The sequence below is a fragment of the Alicyclobacillus macrosporangiidus CPP55 genome (assembly GCF_000702485.1).
Taxonomy (GTDB): Bacteria; Bacillota; Bacilli; order Alicyclobacillales; family Alicyclobacillaceae; genus Alicyclobacillus_H; species Alicyclobacillus_H macrosporangiidus_B.
The window spans coordinates 3328700-3348999 of sequence record NZ_JNIL01000001.1; the positions used below are offsets into that span (position 1 = coordinate 3328700).

Here is a 20300-nt window from a genome sequence, read left to right on the forward strand (position 1 = left end):
TCTTGTTGCCAAGCGAACGGCGACTCGCTAGGATGGTACAGGGTTATGAGGTTCTGTCGATAATTATGCAGAGCCGAGTCCTGTGATCACAGGCCCATTCCAAGACCCGCCGGACGGAGGGCCTTCGGATGGATAAAGGAGTGTTGTGCATGGCGAGCGTTCGTTTGGAATCGCACCCGGTCACGCCGGCACCGTCGCCAGCGGACGGGGGCGTTGGAACCAGCGGGGCCGCCGGCGGGGCCACCGCGGGGACCACGGCTGCAGACGCCGGGCTGCGGCGGGGGCTGAGGCAGCGGCATTTGTCCATGATCGCCATCGGCGGGGCCGTCGGCACCGGATTGTTTGTGGCCAGCGGATCGTCCATTTCGACGGCGGGGCCGGGCGGAGCGCTGTTGGCGTACGCCATTGTGGGCCTCATGGTGTACTTCGTGATGACCAGCCTGGGCGAGATGGCGACGTTTATGCCGGTGGCGGGATCGTTCGAGCAGTACGCCTCCCGCTTTGTCGATCCGGCGCTCGGCTTCGCCCTCGGCTGGAACTACTGGTACACGTGGGCGGCGACGCTGCCGGCGGAACTGGCGGCGGGGGCCATCGTGATGAAGTACTGGTTCCCCAACACCCCGTCGGTGGTGTGGAGCGCCCTGTTCCTCGCCCTCCTGTTTTTGCTCAACGTCGCGTCGGTCAAAGGGTACGGCGAGGGCGAGTACTGGTTCGCCGGGGTCAAGGTCCTGACCATCCTCGTCTTTCTGGCCGTCGGCCTGTTGATGATTTTCGGCATCCTGGGCGGCCACCCGGTGGGATTCCACACGTTCAACACGGGCGGTTCACCGTTTCACGGCGGCTGGCTCGGCTTGCTCAGCACGGTGATGGTGGCGGGCTTCGCGTTCCAGGGCACGGAACTGGTCGGCCTGGCCGCGGGGGAGAGCGACAACCCGCGCGAGACCGTGCCGAAGGCCATCCGGCAGGTGTTCTGGCGGATCCTGTTGTTCTACGTGTTGGCCATCTTCGTGATGGGCATGCTCATCCCTTACACCGATCCGAATCTGCTCAACGCCAGTGTCGATCACGTCGCCATCAGCCCGTTCACCCTGGTGTTCCAGCGGGCTGGCCTTGCGTTCGCGGCGGCGGTGATGAACGCGGTCATCCTGACGGCGGTCCTGTCGGCGGGCAACTCCGCCCTCTACGCGTCGAGCCGAATGCTGTGGGCGCTGGCACGCGAGGGCAAGGCGCCGCGGTGGTTCGCCCGGGTCAACCGGCGCGGCGTACCCATGAATGCCCTTTACGTGAATACGGTCATCGGCTTCGTCGCCTTTCTGTCGTCCCTGTTCGGCAACGGCGCAGTCTACACCTGGATGCTCAATGCGGCCAGCCTCACCGGATTTTTGGCGTGGCTGGGCGTCGCCGTGAGCCACTACCGGTTCCGCAAGGCGTACCTGGTCCAGGGGCGTGATCTGGACGCACTGCCCTACCGGGCGAAAGGGTACCCGTTCGGGCCCATCCTGGCCGCGGTGCTGTGTGGGATCGTCATTGTCGGACAGGATGTCAGTGCGTTCGTCGGCGGGCAGATCGACTGGGCCGGCGTGCTGGCCACCTACATCGGGATCCCGCTGTTCCTGCTCCTGTGGTTCAGCTACAAGCTGGTGAAAAAGTCGAAGGTCATCCCGCTGCAAGAGGTCGATTTCGACCTGCGTTGACGCCCGGCGGCACGGGCGGAGCGCGGACGTGCGATGGCACGGCGCCGCGCCAACCTGGCCGCCTGCCATCGGTGTCACGACAGGCCATCCGCTCTCGGCTCAAGGCCACGCCGGGGCGGGTGGCCTTTTTGTCCTGCGGAAGGTGTATGATACAGGCGAGAGACGGGGAGGGAGGAGGGGGTCCGATGGACCTTCGCTTTGATCACCTGATCCACGCCGTATCCGATCCGGAGAGGGCGCGCCGGACTTTCGCCGATCGCTTCGGTTGGCACACCGTGGCAGGGGGCGAGCACCCGGGGTTTGGCACCTACAACGCCCTCGCCTATTTCGGGCTGCCCTACATCGAATGGGTGGGCGTCCGAAAACCCGAAGTGGCGGCCAGGCGCCCCTTCGGCCGCGACGTCCTGCGCGCTCTGCGGGCGGGCGAGGGGCCGATGCAGTTCGCGGTGCGCACGCAGGACATCGAGGGGATAGCCGCCCGCTGGCGGCGGGCGGGGCTCGCGCACGAGGGGCCCGTCGAGGCGTCACGGGTGCGGCCGGACGGCGTGACGTTGCGTTGGCGCATGCTGTTTCCCGCGCAGGAACCGGGGGAAATGCTTTTGCCGTTTGTCATTGAATGGCCGACGCAGGACGAGGTCCGCCTGGCCGATCTGCGCCAATCGGGCCTGGCCCCCGATCCCGCCGGCGCGCCGCGGCTCCGCGCCGTGCACGCGTTGGTCCGCGACCTCGCGCGCTTGCAGCGAAGCCTGCACACCTATTTCCCGGGTGTGCTGGAACCTTGTGAGTCGTCGGCACAGGGGCGCGGCGTGCGCTGGCCGTGCGGCGAGGTGACGGTGTTCATATGGGAACCGGCGGACGGCGCGCTGCGGCGCGTCCTGGACACCGTCGGGGAGCGGCCGTTTCTGGCCGAGTTCGAACTCTCGGCCGGCGCCATGGCCCAGCGTTCTGCCGCCGTCGACGCGGACGGGGGGATTGGCGCGAGTTCGGGGCTACCTGAGGCGGGCGCACAGGGCGCCGCCGCAGCGGCGGGCGGCCTGACACGGACCGCTGACGACGCGGCCAGGCGGCTGGAGGCGGCCGGGGCGCCGGTGCTCGGGCTGTGGGTCGTGACGTCCGGATGACCCGTGGCCAGGTTCGCGGCCGGTTTGCGCCGAGCCCGACCGGCCTGTTGCACCTGGGCAACGCCTTCACCGCGCTGGTGGCGTGGCTGCAAGCGCGCCAGGCGGGCGGGGTGTTCGTCCTCCGAATGGAAGACATCGATCCGGCGCGATCGCGCTCGTCCTACGCCGAACAGGTCCTCGCCGACCTGCGGTGGCTCGGCATCGACTGGGACGAGGGGCCGGACGTGGGCGGGCCGTACGGCCCGTACCGCCAGAGCCAGCGCGGGGATCGGTACGAAGCGGCGCTGGCGCGGTTGCAGGCAGACGGGTGGTTGTATCCCTGCTACTGCAGCCGGGCGGAACTGGCGGCCATCGCCAGCGCACCGCACGGGCTGGCGTCGGAGGGCCCCGCGTATCCGGGCTGGTGCCGCCACCTGAGCGAGGCGGAACGGGCCCGCCGCGCCGCACGCAAGGCCCCGGCGCTGCGCTTCGCGCTGCCGGGGGATGACGCGGTGACGTTCGTCGACGGGATCGCAGGCGTCCAGACCTTTCCGCCGGGCGCCGGCGGGGATTTCATCGTCAAACGGGCGGACGGGGTGGTCGCGTATCAATTAGCGGTGGTGGTGGACGACGCGGACATGGCGATCACGGACGTCGTCCGTGGCTGGGACCTGCTCGATTCCACCCCGCGCCAGCTGTACCTGTACCAGGCCCTCGGCCTCAGGGCGCCGCGGTTCGCGCACGTACCGCTGTTGGTGAACCCGGACGGGAGCCGATTGGCCAAGCGGGACGCGTCCATCACGCTGGCCGCGATGCGGGCCTCGGGCATCGCGCCAGAGGCCGTGGTGGGCTGGCTTGCCCGTCTCGCGGGATGGATGGATCGGCCAGAGCCGGTGCGCCCCGTCGATCTCATCGGACATATGGATCTCGCCTTACTCCCGCGCGAGGTCATCCGCATCCCGGATGAACTGCTGTCTTGGCTGCGCCGATGCGGAGGTCAAGCCTGAAAGCCGATGGGGACTTCGCGGTACGTCACTCTGCCGTTTCTCAATGTCACGAGTGTGATGTGAGCATGATTTTTCCTTCCATGGGAATCCTACGCCATGCGTCGGGGTGCGCGGCGGTGTCATGGAACAGCGGCGCTGCGTGACCACGCGCCGTTGCCGGTGTGTACCTGTGCGTGTGGAAAGGGGTTCTCGTATGGACAGTGTCATCCTCGCCCGCTGGCAGTTCGGGATCACGACCATCTACCACTTCTTCTTCGTCCCCATCACCATCGGACTCGCCTTTTTGATCGCCTTCATGGAGACGGCGTACGTTGTGACCGGCGATCAGGCGTACCTGCGGATGACCAAGTTCTGGGGCAAGCTGTTCCTCATCAACTTTGCCGTCGGGGTCGTCACCGGCATCATGCAGGAGTTCCAGTTCGGCATGAACTGGTCGAGCTATTCCCGCTACGTCGGAGACGTGTTCGGCGCCCCGCTGGCCATTGAATCCCTGGCGGCGTTCTTCCTGGAATCGACCTTTCTCGCCGTGTGGCTGTTCGGCTGGGACAAGCTGCCCAAACGGGTGCACGTGCTGTCCATCTGGTTGGTCGCCATCGGTACCACCCTGTCGGCTTTCTGGATCCTGACCGCCAACGCGTTCATGCAGGAGCCGGTCGGACATGTGGTGCGCGGGGGCCATGCGGAGATGGCGAGCTTCGGCCAGCTCATCACCAACCCGCAGCTGTTGTTTGAGTTTCCTCACGTGTGGCTGGGAGCGCTCAGCACCGGCGCGTTTTTCGTCGCCGGCATCAGCGCCTACCAAATCCTCAAGCGGCGCAGCGTCGACATCTTCAAACGATGCTTTTCCATCGCCATCGTCGCTGCCACCGTCACCAGCATCCTCACGGCTGTCGTCGGGCACGACCAAGCGCAGCACCTGATGCGCGCGCAGCCGATGAAGATGGCCGCGTCCGAGGCACTATGGGACACGAGCCCGGAGGTGGCGCCATGGGCGATTGTGGCGGGGATCGACTCCGCAAACCATCGCAACACCTTCGAGATCGAAATTCCCGGCTTGTTGAGCTTGCTGGCCTACAACCGCCTGCACGGCAGCGTGCCGGGCATCAACCAACTGCAGGCGATGTACGAGCAGCATTACGGACCCGGCAACTACATCCCGCCGGTTCGGACCACCTTCTGGAGCTTTCGCATCATGGTGGCCGCCGGATTGCTGATGATCTTGCTGGCATTGTACGGCGTGTTTTTGTCGACGCGCGATCGGCTGGAACGGCGGCCCTGGTATCTGAAGACCATGGTGCTGGCCATCTTCCTGCCGTTGATAGCCAATACCACGGGCTGGATCATGACGGAGGTGGGCCGCCAGCCGTGGGTGGTGTTCGGCCTGCTTCGAACGGCCGACGGCGTGTCGCCCACGGTGCCGCCGAGCCTGGTGTGGACGACCCTCCTCGGATTCGGTGGGATCTACGGCGTCCTGGCGGCCATCGACCTGTACCTGTTCATGAAAGTCATCCGGGACGGTCCTGCCCTTGAAGGGGAGCAGACCGACGACGAGGGCCTGGAGGTGGCTCCTCTGTAAGCGGTATCCGCGTGTGGCCGGCGGATCGCCAGGCCCGTCCGCTGTACGCCGCCGGTTCGCGCTGTGGCCGCGACGCTTTGGAAAGGAGATCCTGTCCATGGACTTGAACACGATCTGGTTTCTCATCATCGGGGCGCTGTTCACGGCGTTCTTCCTGTTGGAGGGATTCGATTACGGAGTCGGCATGCTGGTGCCGTTTCTCGGCCGGACCGATGAGGAGCGGCGCGTCATCATCAACACCATCGGGCCCTTCTGGGACGCCAACGAGGTCTGGTTCATCACCGCCGGCGCTTCCATGTTTGCGGCGTTCCCGAATTGGTACGCCACGCTGTTCAGCGGTTTTTACCTGGCTTTGTTTCTGTTGTTGATCGCGCTGATCGGGCGCGGGGTGTCCTTCGAGTTCCGCAGCAAGCTCACGCACGCCGGTTGGCGGCGGGGCTGGGATTGGGTCATATTCTTCGGGAGCCTGCTGCCTCCCTTGCTCTGGGGGGTCGCCCTGGCCAACTTGATGCGCGGCGTGCCCATCGACCAGCACATGAACTACGTGGGGACCTTCTGGGACCTCATCAGCGTCTATTCGGTGGTGGGCGGGGCGAGCGTCGTCTTGCTGTTCCTGTTGCACGGGGCGCTCTTTCTCACCCTGCGCACGGAGGGCGCCATTCAGCGGCGGGCCCGCCGGCTGGCCTTGGCCATCGGCGCGTGGACGACCGCACTGACCTTCTTTTTCGTGATCCTCAGTTACTTCGAGACGGACATGTTCACGCGCCTCGGGGTCGATCCCGGTTCCATCCCCATCCTGGCCGGCCTCTCTCTCTTCTCGGTGCAGTTTTTCATCCGTGCCAAGCGCGACGCGTGGGCCTTTGCGATGACCGCACTGACGATTGTCCTGTCGACCATCACGGTGTTCATGGACCTGTACCCGCGGGTGATGGTCAGCTCCCTCAACCCGGATTGGAGTCTCACCATCTATAACGCCGCCTCCAATCCGTATTCGCTGCGCGTGATGACCATCATCGCCCTGACCGTGCTGCCCTTGGTGGTGCTGTATCAAATCTGGAGTTACTGGGTGTTCCGACACCGGCTGAAAGCGGCCGAACACCTGGAGTACTGAGGTCAAATTCTTGCCAGATGACACGATCGTGGTATGATGCCTTTGGCCGGGAGCCTCCGGCGGGACGGCGGGGAGCCTCGTCGGCCTCGACGGGCACAGGACACACACCGCCAAAACATGCCTATCAGAGATTTCCGGATGGAGCCCGGAAGAAGAAAGCAGGGAGTGGACATGGCGACGAGACGAAACAGACCTGCACCCGCCTCATGGCAGGCGCTGCACGGGCCCAACCTCGGTTGGGCCCTGGAGCTGTATGAGCGGTACCAGACGGATCCGCAATCCGTCGACGACCAGACGCGCGCCCTGTTCGAACGCTTGGGGCCGCCACCTGTGGAAGGGTCCGCAGGGCCAGCAGCGAATGCAGACACGGCCCGTCAGGCGGCGGACACGACTGCGCAAGGCCGGGCGGGTGACGCCGCGTGGCAGGGGCAACCGGGGACGGCCGCTGCCGTGGACACTCAGCGGATCGTGGCCGCGCAACGGCTGGCTCGCAACATCCGCATGTACGGCCATCTGGAGGCGCGCATCAATCCCATCGGAGAACCGCCTGCGCCGGCGGCCATCCTGGATTTGCAAAACTACGGGTTGACCGAGGATGATCTCGCACGCATCCCGGCTCACTGGGTGTGGGCGCACGCCCCCGTCGGCGTACGGGACGCGAAGACCGCGCTGCAGCGTCTGCGACGGGTGTACACGGGATCGCTCGCTTATGAGTTTGCACACGTGCACAACCCGGAGGAGCACGCCTGGTTGACGCGCCACGTGGAGTCGTCCGAGTGGCCGCGCCCGTTGCCGGCGGTGCAAGCCAAGGCGCTGTTGCGCCGGTTGATTGAAGTCGACGAGTTCGAGAAGTTTTTGCACCGTACATTCGTCGGGCAGAAGCGCTTCTCCATCGAGGGCGTCGACATGTTGGTGCCGATGCTGGACCGGCTCATCTACCTCACCGTTCAGTCCGGGGCCAGGGATGTGATGATCGGCATGGCCCACCGCGGCCGCCTCAACGTGCTGGCACACGTCCTTGGCAAGCCGTATCAGGCCATCTTCTCGGAGTTCCACGCCGCGCCGAACAAGGAACTGGTGCCCTCCGAAGGCTCCATGGGCATCAACTACGGCTGGACGGGCGACGTGAAATACCACCTGGGGGCCAACCGCGACGTGGGCGATGGCCATGAGGTTCAGGCGCACCTCCGCCTGGCCAACAACCCGAGCCATCTGGAATTCGTCAACCCGGTGGTGGAAGGGTTCGCCCGCGCCGCGCAGGACGACCGGAGCCAGGCGGGCGCGCCCCGGCAGGACATGGACGCCGCCGTGGCGGTGTTGGTCCACGGGGACGCGGCGTTTCCCGGCGAGGGCATCGTCGCGGAGACCCTCAACCTGTCGCGGCTGCCCGGGTACACGACGGGCGGGACAATTCACATCATCGCGAACAACCAGCTGGGGTTCACGGCCGTCCCGGAAGAGGGCCGTTCCACCCGCTACGCCAGCGACTTGGCCAAGGGCTTCGAGATCCCGATTGTCCACGTCAATGCGGACGATCCGGAGGCGTGCCTGGCCGCAGTGGAGCTGGCCCACGCCTACCGGCAGGCGTTTCACAAGGACTTCCTCATCGATCTCGTCGGTTACCGCCGGTGGGGGCACAACGAAGGCGACGATCCGGTGATGACCCAGCCGCGCATGTACGACGTGATCGCCCATCATCCCACCGTCCGCGAGCTGTACGCCAAGCGTCTGTTGGAAGCTGGCGTGGTGCAGCCCGACGAGGTGGCGGAACTGGAGCGCCAGGTGCGGGATCGCCTGCGCCAGGCCTACAGCCAGGTCGGGGAGGAAAAGGACGAGGCGGAGCCGACGTGGAAGCATGGGGGTCCGATGCAGCCCGTGCACGCGCGGCCGATCAGCCGCGAACAGCTGCAGGCGTTCAACGAAGCCCTGCTGGCGCGGCCGGAGGGGTTCACGGTGTACCCGAAGCTCGACCGGATCCTGCAGCGGCGGCGGACGGCGTTTACGCAGCCCGACGGGCGCGTGGACTGGGCGCACGCGGAAGCGCTCGCGTTCGCCAGCGTGATCGCGGAGGGCATCCCGGTACGCCTGACCGGCCAGGACTCGGAGCGGGGCACGTTCAGTCAGCGCCACCTGGTCCTGCACGATCACCGGACCGGCCAGACCTACACGCCATTGCAGCACCTCCCCCAGGCGCGCGCGTCGTTCGCGGTGCACAATTCGCCGCTGACGGAGGCGGCGGTCATCGGGTTTGAGTACGGGTACAACGTCCAGGCTCCGCAGACGTTGGTCTTGTGGGAGGCGCAGTTCGGCGACTTCGCGAATGCGGGGCAGGTGTTGATTGACCAGTTCTTGTCGGCGGGCCTGGCCAAGTGGGGCCAGCCTTCAGGCCTGGTGCTCCTCCTGCCGCACGGGTACGAGGGACAGGGGCCGGAGCACTCCAGCGCGCGGCTCGAGCGGTACCTGCAGCTGTCGGCCGAGCACAATTGGCGGGTGGTGTACCCGACGACGGCGGCGCAGTACTTCCATCTGCTGCGCGATCAGGCAGCGCGCCTCACGGTCGACCCGCGGCCGCTGGTGGTGATGACGCCGAAGAGCCTGTTGCGCAATCCGCGCGCCGCTTCAACGGTGGACGAGTTAACGCAGGGTGGCTTCCAGCCGCTGTGGACGGAGCCACGCACCGGCGCCGATGCGGCCGCCGTGCGCCGCCTGATCCTGTGCACCGGGAAGGTCGGGGTCGATCTCGCGGCCGCCCTCGAACAAGCCGGCGGCCATCCGGAGTGGCTCGCCGTCGCGCGCGTCGAACAGCTGTATCCGTTCCCGGCCGATGCGGTGCAGCAGTGGGCGGCGGCGTTCCCGGGTGCGGCTGAACTGGTGTGGCTGCAGGAGGAGCCGCAGAACATGGGCGCCTGGGGATATGTGCAGCCGCATCTGGCGGAGCTGTTCCCGGACCTGCCCATCCGGTACGTCGGTCGTCCTGCGCGATCCAGCCCGGCCGAGGGACTGGCGGATGCGCACGAGCAGATGCAACGACAGATCATCGCCCAGGCCGTCAGTGAGCAGGGCCTGATGGTGCATGCGGGGAGGGAATCGCGGTGAGCGATGTAAAAGTTCCGGAGCTCGGTGAATCCATCGTCGAGGCGTCCATTCTCAACTGGTTGAAGCAGGAGGGAGATACTGTCCAGGAGGGCGACGCGCTCGCCGAGTTGGAGACGGACAAGGTGAACGTCGAGGTCATCGCCAACGAGAGCGGCGTGTTGCAGCGGATCCTCAAGGGGGCGGGGGAGACCGTCGCGGTCGGGGAGACCATCGCGGTCATCGCGGCCGCCGGGGCTGCCCCGGCGCCGTCTCCTGCACCTGCGGCGGAGCCCGCGCAAGCGGCCCCACCGTCCCGCCCAGCGGCGTCCGCCGCACCGGAGCCTCCGGTCACCGGTCAGCCCGCGGTGACTCCGACGCCGGCCGGCCCGGCCGCTGGCGGCGTTCAGACAACACCGCCGGGGGCGGAGCTAATTCCGCCGCGGCCGACCCCGTCCATGCGCCGTATGCTGCGGGAACAGGGGGTCGATCCGGCGCAGATCGCCGCTCGCCCCGCTGCACAGGCACCCGAGGTCGCGGCGGCGCACACTGCGTCCGCGCCTGCTCCGTCCGTTGCCGAGGAGCGGGTTGCCCAAGGCCTGCGGCCAGACGAGGAGCGCGTTCGGATGTCCCGCCGCCGTCTGACGATCGCGCGGCGCCTGGTGGAGGCGCAGCACACCGCGGCGATGCTGACCACGTTCAACGAGGTCGACATGACCAAGGTGCTCGAGATTCGCAAGCGGCGTAAGGATCGGTTCAAGGAAGAACACGGGGTCAGCCTCGGATTCATGTCGTTCTTCACCAAGGCGGCGGTGGCGGCCCTCAAGGCGTTCCCGCGCCTGAACGCGGAGATTCAGGGCGAGGACATGATCCTCAAGTACCACTACGACATCGGCATCGCCGTGGCCACGGAAGGGGGATTGGTGGTGCCGGTGGTCCGGGACGCGGATCGGCTCAACTTTGCGGAGATTGAGCAGGCCATCGCCGATCTGGCGGATAAGGCACGCAACAACAAACTGACGCTGGCGGATCTGCAGGGCGGGACGTTCACAATCACCAACGGCGGCGTGTTCGGGTCGCTGTTCTCGACGCCATTGCTGAACGGGCCACAGGTCGGCATCCTGGCAATGCACGGCATCCAGGAGCGTCCGGTCGCGGTGAATGGCCAGGTGGAGATCCGTCCGATGATGTACATCGCCCTGTCGTACGACCATCGGATTGTCGACGGCAGCGAGGCGGTCCGGTTCCTGGTCAAGATCAAGCAACTCATTGAGGATCCGGAGTCGTTGATGCTGGAAGGATGAACGGTGGGCCCGCCGCGTGCGGGCCCGTTTTTTGGGACTGCGTGGGCGTTTTGCTCCGTTTGTGCTGCGCAAGACACTTCGCAAAACGCCCACGCAGCAGGAGCGGAACGCCGCGCCTGACCCCCCGATTTGACACGTGCACACGGGGTTTCCCCTTGGTATGCTGGAGTTGAACACGGTTTGACATGGAGGGGGCGAATCAGGATGACCGACGCGAGCGGAACCCGTGGGCCCATTCGGGTTCTGGTGGTGGACGACCACGAGTTATTCCGTCAGGGCGTGTGCACCATCCTCAACCGGGCTGGAGACCTGGAGGTGGTGGATCAGGCGGAAGACGGGCGCCAGGCGGTCGAGAAGTGCAGGCAGCACCTGCCGGATGTCGTGTTGATGGACATCAACATGCCGGTGTGCGACGGATTGGAGGCGACCCGACAAATTAAACGGGAGCATCCGTACGTCAAGATCCTGATCCTGACCGTCTCGGACGCGGAGGAATCGTTGTTTGAAGCGGTCAAGTCGGGAGCGTCCGGGTATGTGCTGAAAAATGCGAGTCCGACGGATGTGATTGAGAGCGTCCGCCGCGTGAGCGCCGGAGAGCCGGTGATCCCGGGCAATCTCGCGATGCAGATCATCACAGAGTTCGCGAAGCCGGCGGTTCGGCCCGTTCAGCAGCAGGTGGAGCAGTTGACCGAGCGGGAGATCGAGGTGTTGCGATATCTGAGTGCGGGCGCGACCAACAAGGACATTGCCAACGCCCTGTACATCAGCGAGAACACTGTTCGCAACCACGTGCGCAACATCTTGGAGAAGCTGCACTTGAGCAATCGGGTGCAGGCCGCGGCCTATGCGGTGCGTGAAGGATATGTCATGAAAAAGGAGGAAAATTGAACGCAAGGGGGATTCCCCCGGCCGCATGCAGGCTGTGGCAGGTGTGTGACAACCGGATGAGCGGAATTGACGGAAGATCCCGGGGTGTGACATAGTGGTGGATGCGGTGGGGGATGTGGAGGTGAGCAGAGCGTGTTCAAGGACGTGTTGAATGATCTGGAGAGCGCCCTCAAGGAGCTGTCGGACATCAACCTGGCCCTCGACGAGGCGCTCGTGGTGGCGGTCACGGATCACCGCGGCAACATCACGTTCGCCAACGACAAGTTCTGCGAGATCTCCAAGTACTCACGCGAAGAGCTGCTGGGGCAGAACCACCGCATCATCAACTCGGGATATCACTCGAAAGAGTTCTTTCGCCAGATGTGGCGCACCATCGCGAGCGGGCACGTGTGGCGGGGGGAGATCCGTAACCGGGCCAAGGATGGCACGTATTATTGGGTGGACACCACCATCGTCCCGCTGTTGAATGAGCGCGGCAAACCGTACAAGTACGTCTCATTCCGGATCGACATCACCGAGCGAAAGCAGGCGGAGGAGTTCCTCCGTCGGTCGGACAAAATTGAGGCCGCGGGCCAATTGGCCTCTAGCATCGCACATGAGATCCGCAATCCGTTGGCCGCCATCAAGTGGTCGCTGCAGACGTTGCAGCTAGAGGGCGAGGAGAACCGCAAGCAGGTGGATATGATCCTCTCCGAGATCGATCGCATCGACGCCATTGTCGGCGACTTCTTGATGTTGGCCAAACCGGGGGACTCCGCGCTACAGGTGGGGGACATACGGACGCTTCTCGCCAGCACGGTGCAGCTCATGCAGATCCACGCGCGCAAACAGGGTGTCCGCATCGTCATGGACTTCGCGGATCCGCTCCCGTTAGTCCGGGTGGCGGAGAGCCAAATGAAGCAGGTGTTCATCAATCTCATCAAGAACGCCATTGAGGCGATGCCGGGCGGCGGTCAGATCACAGTGCATGCAGAACCGCTGGAGCCCGGCCGTGTGCGTGTACGCGTGGTGGATCAGGGCTTTGGCATCCCCGAAGACCAACTCGCGCGCCTCGGCGAACCGTTCTTCACGACGAAGGAAAAGGGGACCGGTCTGGGCCTGATGATCAGCGACAAGATCGTCAAGCAGCACGGCGGAACGCTGTCCATCCAAAGCCAGGTCGGCAAGGGCACGACGGTAGAAGTGGTGCTGCCCGCTGCGGGCGGCGCACAGTCGAACGCATTGTGATGCCTCACACAGCGTGGCGGGGGAATTTGCTCATTTGGCTCGGCGCTCGTGCTCCTCGCGGTCACGGGCGCGTTCTTCTTTTTCCATCTCCGTAAACAGACGCTCCAAGCGAGACAACTCATCCGTGGCGCGGCGCACCTCTTGATTGCTTCCGTCTCCGTGCAGCGGAAACAGCAAAAACCGGATGGCGGCCAGAGACGTCCGCACTTCGTTGACCACGCTCCACGGCAAAACCTGCGGTTCGTGCACTTCCATGGCCAGCCGCTTCTGCCGTTCCTTCTGCTCCCGGTGGGAGTATCCGAGCCACGCGATGCAGGAGTAGCCAACCATCTCCAGCAGCAACGTGGATGGGACCAAACCGGTGTGCATCTCGGCGTACACGTCCACGGCGGTGAGGACGACGCCAAGGCCGATGGCGATGGTCAGCCCCAAAAAGTATCCCACGGCACCCAGGAGGATCATCCCCACGGCGAAGCCCAGATGACCGGCCGAAAGACCCCATACGCACAGGAGCAGCGCCACCGCAGCCGCGAACAAATGCGCGTGCGTCCGCACGAATCCCACCAGCCGCTTATCCCATCTCGTACACCAAGCGTGAATTCGGTCCACGGATTTCAATACCATCGTCCCCTTGTACCGGGCGCACGGAGCCGGTGCGCCGCTGGCGCGCGCGGGCCAGCGGGCGGCGTGCCTTTTTGCCAGAATCTTTGCGGAAACAATCACCTGACAATAGTGTGCACCCACGGCGGGGTTTTGCGCTAGCCCTTGCGGGACTATTCACATAGTCCGAATGGACTATTTTCAAATTGCGTTTGGTCCTCATGGAGGGTGTGTATAGTCCGACTGGACTATGTCGAATCGGGTCGAATGGTCCATATGAGCTAGGGCGAAAATGATCGGTCTAGGTCTGCCAATGTGCCTGGTGATGGATGTAAGGTTGTAACCGGAACCAGAAGGGCGACAGAACTGAGAACCGTCGGTTCTCGCGCCTGTCCAGTGTGATCTGTGGCACACGCTGTCCAATGTTCTCGGCATGATTCTGTCACCGCGAAGGCGTACATGTGCAGAAAGGAGTGGACCGCGGTTGAAGCGGACCCAATTGCGCAAGCCAAACCGTGTCTTGGCGCTGGCGGCGCTGACTGCGCTGCTGGTGTCCGGCTGCGGGCCTGAGTACTTGGTGCTCAACCCAGTCGGCCCGGTGGGACGGGAGGAGCTGCATCTGATTGTGCTGTCCACCGTCCTGGTGCTGATTGTCGTGATCCCGGTGTTGGCTTTGTTGGTTTACATCGTCTGGCGCTACCGCGACAAACCCGGCAACACGGCGCCGTACACACCAAAGTGGTCGGAGAGCAAAGTGTTGGAGGTCGTCTGGTGGGGGATCCCGATTGTGATTGTGGCCATCCTAGGCTTCTACACCGGGAAGTCCACCTTCAAGCTGGTGGAACCACCGCCGACGGACGCCAAACCGTTAACCATCCAGGTCACGTCGCTGGACTGGAAGTGGCTTTTTCAGTATCCGGGCCAGAATGTGGCCACGGTCAACTACGTCGAGATTCCGGTTGGCGTGCCCGTGCAGTTTGAGCTGACGTCGGACGCGCCGATGAACTCCTTCTGGGTACCGCAGTTGGGCGGTCAGGAGTACACCATGCCGGGCATGGCGATGCGCCTGTGGCTTGAGGCGGACCAGCCGGGAACGTACTACGGGCACGGCGCGAACTTCACCGGCAAAGGGTTTGCACACATGGACTTCAAGGTCAAGGCGGTATCCCAACAGGAGTTTGACCAGTGGGTGCAACAGGTGAAGGCCAACTCCCCGGCGTTGACGCTGGCGGGTTACCAGCAGCTGAAGCAGCCGAGCGTGGTCGGGACTGCTTCGTACTCGTCCTTCCCGCAAGGGCTGTTCAACGACACGGTGTGGGCCGACGGAGGCCGCTACATGCCCGGCATGACGGATGGCATGGAGGGTATGAACGGACAGACGGCGGACGCGCGCAAGCAGACTTCGTCCAGCGACATGCACGGCATGCAGATGGACGGCATGCAGATGTCAGGGAAGCAAGGGCACTGAGCCGGAAAGGAGCGACAAGCCATGCCGGAATCTCTGCGCCAGTTCGCAGACACGTATCTGATGTGGCAGGAAGGTCCGATGATCTGGATCTCCGACGTGCTGATCCTATTGACCAGCGTCGGGATTGTCGCCACCCTCACCTACTTTAAAAAGTGGAAGTGGCTGTGGCGGGAGTGGCTGACCACGGTCGACCACAAGAAGATCGGCATCATGTACCTGATTGCGGCGCTCTTGATGATGTTCCGCGGCGGCGCGGACGGTCTGCTGATGCGCACGCAGTTGGCGGCGCCGGGCATGCACTTCCTGGACGCCGAGCACTACGATCAGATTTTCACAACGCACGGCACCATCATGATCCTGTTCATGGCGATGCCGTTCATCTTCGCGCTGTTCAACATCGTCGTGCCGCTGCAGATCGGGGCGCGCGACGTGGCGTTCCCGTACCTGAACGCCATCAGTTTCTGGCTGTTCTTCTTCGGAGCGCTCTTGTTCAACATCTCGTTCGTATTCGGCGGTTCGCCGGACGCCGGGTGGACCAGTTATCCACCGTTGTCCGAGCTCGGATTTGACAATGGACCCGGGGAGAACTTCTATCTCCTCGCCTTGCAGATTTCGGGTATCGGCAGCATTGCGACGGGCATCAACTTCCTCGTCACCATCTTGAAGATGCGCGCGCCGGGTATGACCTTGATGAAGACGCCGTTGTTCACCTGGTCCGTGTTATCGGCCTGCATCATGATCATCTTCGCGTTCCCGGCGTTGACGGTGGCGTTGGCGTTGCTGATGCTGGACCGCATCGTGGGCACGCACTTTTTCACCATCCTGCAGGGCGGCAACCCGATGATGTTTATCAACCTCTTTTGGATTTGGGGTCACCCTGAGGTCTACATCGTGGTAGTGCCCGCATTCGGCGTGTTCTCGGAAGTTGTGGCGACCTTTGCGCGCAAAGAGACCTTCGGCTACACGTCGATGGTCGCGGCGCTTCTGTCGATCAGCGTGATCAGCTACTTTGTGTGGGCACACCACTTCTTCACGATGGGCGCCGGCGCCGACGTCAACACCTTCTTCGCGGTGGCCACGATGGCGGTTGGCATTCCGACCGGCGTCAAGGTATTCAACTGGTTGTTCACCATGTACCGCGGCCGCATCCGGATGTCGCTGCCGATGCTGTGGACCATCGCGTTCGTGCCGTGCTTCGTCATCGGCGGCGCAACCGGCGTGATGCTGGCGGTCGCTCCGGCCGACTATCAGTACCACAACAGCTACTTCCTGATTGCGCACTTCCACCAGGTGCTCATCGGCGGCGTGGTGTTCGGCATGCTGGCCGGCATGTACTACTGGTGGCCGAAGATGTTTGGTTTCAAGCTGGATGAGCGGCTCGGCCGCTGGGCATTCTGGTTCTTCAACATCGGCTTTTACGTCTGCTTCATGCCGCAGTACGCACTCGGGTTCATGGGGATGCAGCGGCGCATGTACACCTATCCGGCCGACATGGGCTGGGGCACGCTCAACTTTGTCTCGACCATCGGTGCGTACCTGATGGGCATCGGGTTCATCTTCATCGTCGCGCAGGTGCTGTACAGCATCAAGCACGGTGAACGGGACCTGACGGGCGATCCGTGGGACGGCCGCACGCTCGAGTGGTCGCTGCCGTCACCGGTTCCGCACTACAACTTCGCGGTCATCCCGACGGTCACGGACCGCGACATGTGGTGGGTGTTGAAAGAGGAAGGGCGTACCGAGGAATTGCGGCCGAAGAAGGAGGACATCCAGCCCATTCACATGCCGAAGAACTCCGGCCGTCCGTTCCTGATGGGTGTCGCGTTCTTTGTCGCCGGATTGGGCTTTGTATTCAACTGGTACGTGCTCGCGGTGCTCGGTTTGCTGGGTGTCGTGGTGACGCTGTTGCGCCGCTCGTTTGAGTACGACGACGAATACTACATCCAGCCGGAAGAGATTGAGCACGTCGAATCGGCTCTGGGGAGGTTGTGAGCCATGGCGGTCGTTGAAAATGCGCTCCGGGACGCGCACGGGCACCTGTCCGGCGCGGACCTGGCCAAGCCGCTGGAGTACCAGGACCCCAATCAGTCCGTCCGCATCCTGGGATTCTGGCTGTTTCTCGCCACCGACATGCTGTTGTTCGGGTGTTTGTTCGCCACCTACCTGGTGCTGCGGACGCACACGGACGGCGGGCCGACGGCGCGCGAACTGTTCGACATTCCAGGCTTCACGGCGGAGACGTTTATCCTGTTGACGAGCAGTTTCACCGGCGGGCTCGCGACGCTGGCGATGCGGAACCGAAACCGCAAACAGGTCCTGGCATGGCTCACGGTGACCATCCTGCTCGGGCTCTCCTTCGTCGGCTTGGAAGTGCAGGAGTTCTACAAAGACGTCTTGGAAGGCGCCACGATGCAGCGCAGCGCGTTCTTGTCCGCGTTCTTCACGCTGGTGGGCACCCACGGCAGCCACGTATCGCTCGGCATCGTATGGATGTTCTCCATCCTGCTGCAGGTGGCGAAGCGCGGCCTGACGCAGGTGACGGCGCGCAAGGTGTTCATCGTGAACCTGTACTGGCACTTCCTCGACGTGGTGTGGGTGTTCATCTTCACGGTGGTATACCTGTTCGGGGTGGTGATGTAAGATGGCGGCACACGGACACGTGGAACTGCACGAAGGTGGACCGGCGGTGGAACACGAGCACCACGGTGCCGGCATGTACATCGTCGGCTACATCGCGTCGCTGGTGCTGACGGCCATCGCCTTCTGGCTGGCCCTCGGCCACCACATGGTGGGTGGTCCGCTTGCGTTGACGCTGCTCATCCTCGGCGGACTGCAGATCGTCGTGCAGTTGTTTTTCTTCATGCACGTGACGGAAGGCGACGGACCGCCATGGCACTCGGTCGGCCTCGTCCTGGGGTTGATCTTCACGTTCGCGATCGCGCTGATGTCCATCTGGATCATGAGCTTCCACTACCAGGTTCAGTGAGCCTGCGGGCCCGCACCCGGTGAAGAGAGGATGGTGAATGTCATGGGGGAGCAAGGGAACAAGCCATGGACGTCGAACCGGCTTTCCTTGACTGGCTGGCTGTCGTGGGCGACCCTCGTCGCCATGTTTCTCGGCAACACACTCGGCTTCACCGACGCGGTGACCGGGTCGGCCATGGGGTGCGGGCCCGACTGGCCGCTGTGCAACGGGCAATGGATCCCGTCTCACTGGTCCTTGGCAACGGCGATTGAGTACACCCATCGGGTGAGCATTCTGTTCACCAGCGTGTTCCTGCTGCCGTTGGCCGTCCTCGCCTGGTTGCGGTACGGCCGTCGCCGGGAGGTGCGCTGGCTGATCGGGATCACCCTGGGCGGCATCGTGGCCGAGAGCGTGCTGGGCGCGATGGCGGTCCTGTTCCAGAATCCGCCCGCGGTCATCGCCGTTCACCTCGGCGTAGCCATCACCTCCTTCGTCGCCCTGTTCCTGCTCACGCTGACGATTCAGCAGCTCGATCGCGCGGGAGGTCGCTCTGTCATCTTCACGCCGCTCCGGCCGCTGGCCGCCAGTCGACGGCTGTCGCGCTGGAGTTGGTTCGGCCTCGGGTACGTGTACGTCGCCGGTTACATCGGGGCGTACGTGGCGAGCACGGGCTACGGTGCCCTGTTTGAGGGCTGGCCGTTGCCTGTGGAGCGGTTCAGCGCGGTGGGCCCCGCGCTCTTGGTCGACCTGTTGCACCGGACGGTGGCGCTCGGCTTCCTCGTCCTCGCAGTGTGGTTGTTCACACTCGCCCGTCGGGAGCGTGTGCGCCGGCCAGATCTGCATCGGGCGAGCATCTTGGTGGTCGCCCTGGTCCTCCTGCAGGCGCTGAGCGGTGCGTTCCTCGTCTGGACGCACGTGAGCACGCTGGCGTTCCTGGTGCACGTCACGCTGGTGACCGGTTTGTTCATGACGCTTGGGTATATGGCGCTGCAGGTATTGCCTGACCCCGCGGCTGTGCAGTCGGAACGTCCGTCCACGCGGTGGGGGCAGGCGGGACGGCAGCGCGCTGGCGCGTGAAGAGGCCCTGACAGAATACGATAGCGGGCCGGCCGGAATACGTTCCTTCCGGCCGGCCCGATCTTTCTTGCAACGCTTGTAGGGACGGTTATGGCTGTTTGTCGCCGTTGACGCAGGATTTGGTCATCCTTCGACCCGTCCGATGCGGACGCGGAACGTCTCCGGGCGGCGCTCCACATACTCCCAGGCAAAAATTCCGGGGCGTTCGAGCTCAAACTGATACCGGAGCGGCACAGGGTCATGGTCGTTGATCAGGAGCATGGCCTGGCCGGGTTGCAGCTTGTCGAAGGTCTCGAAGATGACCCGGTGCTTCATGTGCGGCGGATATTCGGTCGCGTTGACCGCATAGGCGAACTCGCTCATGATGCCAACCTCCTGCAGCGTGTGAGATTGTACACACCGACTGTACCGTTTTGGCCAAATAATATTCGTGATTCGAGTCACACCCAGCCTTCATGCAAGGTTACACTGTTCTTGGAAAGATTTTGGGAATTGCATGGAAAACGGATGGCCTGACGGGAAGAGGTGGTGTGGATGGACGCGTTGGAGATGCTTCGCGAAATCGAGCTCTTCCGCGATCTGACCCCGGAAGAGCTCCAACGTGTGCACGCCCTGGCGGTCGAACGCAGGTTTGGGCGCGGCGAGTACGCGTTTATGGAGGGACAAGAGCGGGAAGCGGTGTATTTCATCCGCCGCGGCCTGATCAAGATTATTAAAGTGGACGAGGAAGGGCGGGAACACATCGTCACCATCCTCGGGGCGGGCCAGATGTTCCCGCACGTCGGCTTTTTCCAGGAGGGACCCTATCCGGGCACCGCTCAGGCCATGGAAAAGAGTGTCCTCTTGGCCATCCGTACGGCCGCGTTTGACGCCCTCCTGGTCGAGTACCCGGACATCGCCCGCAAGGTGATGCGGGTGATGGGCCGGCGGATCCTGCAACTTCAGGAGAAGCTTCAGGAGTTGGCTGTTTTTGACTCGCGCGAGCGGGTGGTCGCCCTGATCCGGCACTTCGCGGAAGAGCACGGCGAGGTGCGGCCGGATGGGGTGCATCTGAGGCTCCCGGTGACCCATGGAGAGATGGCCCACATGGTCGGGATGACGCGGGAGTCGGTCAATCGCATCTGGAATCAACTGCGGCGCGAAGGGGCGTTGACCGGAGAGCCGGACGAGTGGATCGTTCACCTGGACAAACTCCGCCGCACATGAACCGA

17 protein-coding genes are annotated in these 20300 nt (G+C 64.0%); 15 read left to right on the forward strand and 2 right to left on the reverse strand.

The genetic code is table 11. The annotated features are described in order from the left end of the window. The first annotated feature begins 305 nt into the window (after window positions 1–305). The 9 genes from N687_RS0116445 to N687_RS0116485 all read left to right on the forward strand — a co-directional run bounded on the left by N687_RS0116445 (window position 306) and on the right by N687_RS0116485 (window position 12979). Window positions 306–1694, forward strand: coding sequence for an amino acid permease (locus N687_RS0116445; RefSeq protein ID WP_051663635.1), 1389 nt, complete (start codon window positions 306–308; stop codon window positions 1692–1694). Window positions 1695–1879: 185 nt separating this feature from the next. Then, a complete protein-coding gene (locus N687_RS22475) occupies window positions 1880–2815 on the forward strand; it encodes a VOC family protein (protein WP_051663364.1) in 936 nt (311 codons plus the stop codon). Beyond that, complete coding sequence (gene gluQRS, locus N687_RS0116455) at window positions 2812–3801, forward strand: tRNA glutamyl-Q(34) synthetase GluQRS (protein ID WP_029422899.1); 990 nt, start codon at window positions 2812–2814, stop codon at window positions 3799–3801. The genes N687_RS22475 and gluQRS overlap by 4 nt, the downstream gene beginning before the upstream one ends. Window positions 3802–3994: 193 nt before the next feature. Continuing rightward, window positions 3995–5377, forward strand: coding sequence for a cytochrome ubiquinol oxidase subunit I (locus N687_RS0116460; RefSeq protein WP_029422900.1), 1383 nt, complete (start codon window positions 3995–3997; stop codon window positions 5375–5377). A gap of 97 nt (window positions 5378–5474) precedes the next feature. Beyond that, entirely contained in the window at window positions 5475–6488 is a 1014-nt protein-coding gene (cydB, locus tag N687_RS0116465; RefSeq protein WP_029422901.1) for a cytochrome d ubiquinol oxidase subunit II, read from the forward strand. A 171-nt stretch (window positions 6489–6659) separates the two neighbouring features. Next, window positions 6660–9584, forward strand: coding sequence for a 2-oxoglutarate dehydrogenase E1 component (locus N687_RS0116470; protein WP_029422902.1), 2925 nt, complete (start codon window positions 6660–6662; stop codon window positions 9582–9584). Further along, the gene (gene odhB / locus N687_RS0116475) at window positions 9581–10864 is read left to right on the forward strand and encodes a 2-oxoglutarate dehydrogenase complex dihydrolipoyllysine-residue succinyltransferase (protein WP_029422903.1); all 1284 of its coding nucleotides are present in this window, start codon (window positions 9581–9583) and stop codon (window positions 10862–10864) included. Before N687_RS0116470 ends, odhB begins: the two co-directional genes overlap by 4 nt. Before the next feature lie 204 nt (window positions 10865–11068). Continuing rightward, on the forward strand, window positions 11069–11752 hold the full coding sequence (locus tag N687_RS0116480) for a response regulator (protein ID WP_029422904.1): 684 nt from the start codon (window positions 11069–11071) through the stop codon (window positions 11750–11752). 132 nt (window positions 11753–11884) lie between these two features. Next, window positions 11885–12979 (forward strand): ATP-binding protein, encoded by a 1095-nt coding sequence (locus N687_RS0116485; RefSeq protein WP_051663365.1) that lies wholly within the window; start codon window positions 11885–11887, stop codon window positions 12977–12979. Window positions 12980–13009: 30 nt separating this feature from the next. Here the strand turns inward: N687_RS0116485 and N687_RS0116490 are convergent, their stop codons facing one another. Beyond that, a complete protein-coding gene (locus N687_RS0116490; protein WP_035462439.1) occupies window positions 13010–13543 on the reverse strand; it encodes a hypothetical protein in 534 nt (177 codons plus the stop codon). Window positions 13544–14063: 520 nt separating this feature from the next. Here N687_RS0116490 and coxB point away from each other — a divergent pair. From coxB to N687_RS0116515, 5 genes are read left to right on the forward strand one after another with little or no spacing between them, the layout of a single operon-like run. Next, on the forward strand, window positions 14064–15047 hold the full coding sequence (coxB, locus tag N687_RS0116495) for a cytochrome c oxidase subunit II (protein ID WP_231493511.1): 984 nt from the start codon (window positions 14064–14066) through the stop codon (window positions 15045–15047). A 21-nt stretch (window positions 15048–15068) separates the two neighbouring features. Further along, complete coding sequence (qoxB, locus tag N687_RS0116500; protein WP_029422908.1) at window positions 15069–17039, forward strand: cytochrome aa3 quinol oxidase subunit I; 1971 nt, start codon at window positions 15069–15071, stop codon at window positions 17037–17039. Between the two features lie 3 nt (window positions 17040–17042). Further along, window positions 17043–17687, forward strand: coding sequence for a cytochrome o ubiquinol oxidase subunit III (gene cyoC, locus N687_RS0116505; protein ID WP_081841502.1), 645 nt, complete (start codon window positions 17043–17045; stop codon window positions 17685–17687). Between the two features lies 1 nt (window position 17688). Next, entirely contained in the window at window positions 17689–18033 is a 345-nt protein-coding gene (locus N687_RS0116510) for a cytochrome o ubiquinol oxidase subunit IV (protein ID WP_051663366.1), read from the forward strand. Window positions 18034–18075: 42 nt separating this feature from the next. Continuing rightward, complete coding sequence (locus N687_RS0116515; protein ID WP_051663367.1) at window positions 18076–19089, forward strand: COX15/CtaA family protein; 1014 nt, start codon at window positions 18076–18078, stop codon at window positions 19087–19089. Between the two features lie 123 nt (window positions 19090–19212). Here the strand turns inward: N687_RS0116515 and N687_RS0116520 are convergent, their stop codons facing one another. Then, the gene (locus N687_RS0116520) at window positions 19213–19452 is read right to left on the reverse strand and encodes a DUF2249 domain-containing protein (RefSeq protein ID WP_029422912.1); all 240 of its coding nucleotides are present in this window, start codon (window positions 19450–19452) and stop codon (window positions 19213–19215) included. A gap of 171 nt (window positions 19453–19623) precedes the next feature. Here N687_RS0116520 and N687_RS0116525 point away from each other — a divergent pair, with 171 nt between their 5' ends. After that, entirely contained in the window at window positions 19624–20295 is a 672-nt protein-coding gene (locus tag N687_RS0116525; protein WP_029422913.1) for a Crp/Fnr family transcriptional regulator, read from the forward strand. Window positions 20296–20300 lie beyond the last annotated feature (5 nt).

What these genes read in the sequence shown, in the direction of transcription:
- N687_RS0116510 (WP_051663366.1), top strand. Translation starts at nt 17,689, where the DNA reads ATGGCGGCACACGGACACGTGGAACTGCACGAAGGTGGACCGGCGGTG.
- N687_RS0116515 (WP_051663367.1), top strand. Translation starts at nt 18,076, where the DNA reads ATGGGGGAGCAAGGGAACAAGCCATGGACGTCGAACCGGCTTTCCTTG.
- N687_RS0116520 (WP_029422912.1), bottom strand. Translation starts at nt 19,452, where the DNA reads ATGAGCGAGTTCGCCTATGCGGTCAACGCGACCGAATATCCGCCGCAC.
- N687_RS0116445 (WP_051663635.1), top strand. Translation starts at nt 306, where the DNA reads ATGATCGCCATCGGCGGGGCCGTCGGCACCGGATTGTTTGTGGCCAGC.
- N687_RS0116525 (WP_029422913.1), top strand. Translation starts at nt 19,624, where the DNA reads ATGGACGCGTTGGAGATGCTTCGCGAAATCGAGCTCTTCCGCGATCTG.
- cydB (WP_029422901.1), top strand. Translation starts at nt 5,475, where the DNA reads ATGGACTTGAACACGATCTGGTTTCTCATCATCGGGGCGCTGTTCACG.
- gluQRS (WP_029422899.1), top strand. Translation starts at nt 2,812, where the DNA reads ATGACCCGTGGCCAGGTTCGCGGCCGGTTTGCGCCGAGCCCGACCGGC.
- N687_RS0116460 (WP_029422900.1), top strand. Translation starts at nt 3,995, where the DNA reads ATGGACAGTGTCATCCTCGCCCGCTGGCAGTTCGGGATCACGACCATC.
- qoxB (WP_029422908.1), top strand. Translation starts at nt 15,069, where the DNA reads ATGCCGGAATCTCTGCGCCAGTTCGCAGACACGTATCTGATGTGGCAG.
- N687_RS22475 (WP_051663364.1), top strand. Translation starts at nt 1,880, where the DNA reads ATGGACCTTCGCTTTGATCACCTGATCCACGCCGTATCCGATCCGGAG.
- N687_RS0116480 (WP_029422904.1), top strand. Translation starts at nt 11,069, where the DNA reads ATGACCGACGCGAGCGGAACCCGTGGGCCCATTCGGGTTCTGGTGGTG.
- N687_RS0116470 (WP_029422902.1), top strand. Translation starts at nt 6,660, where the DNA reads ATGGCGACGAGACGAAACAGACCTGCACCCGCCTCATGGCAGGCGCTG.
- cyoC (WP_081841502.1), top strand. Translation starts at nt 17,043, where the DNA reads ATGGCGGTCGTTGAAAATGCGCTCCGGGACGCGCACGGGCACCTGTCC.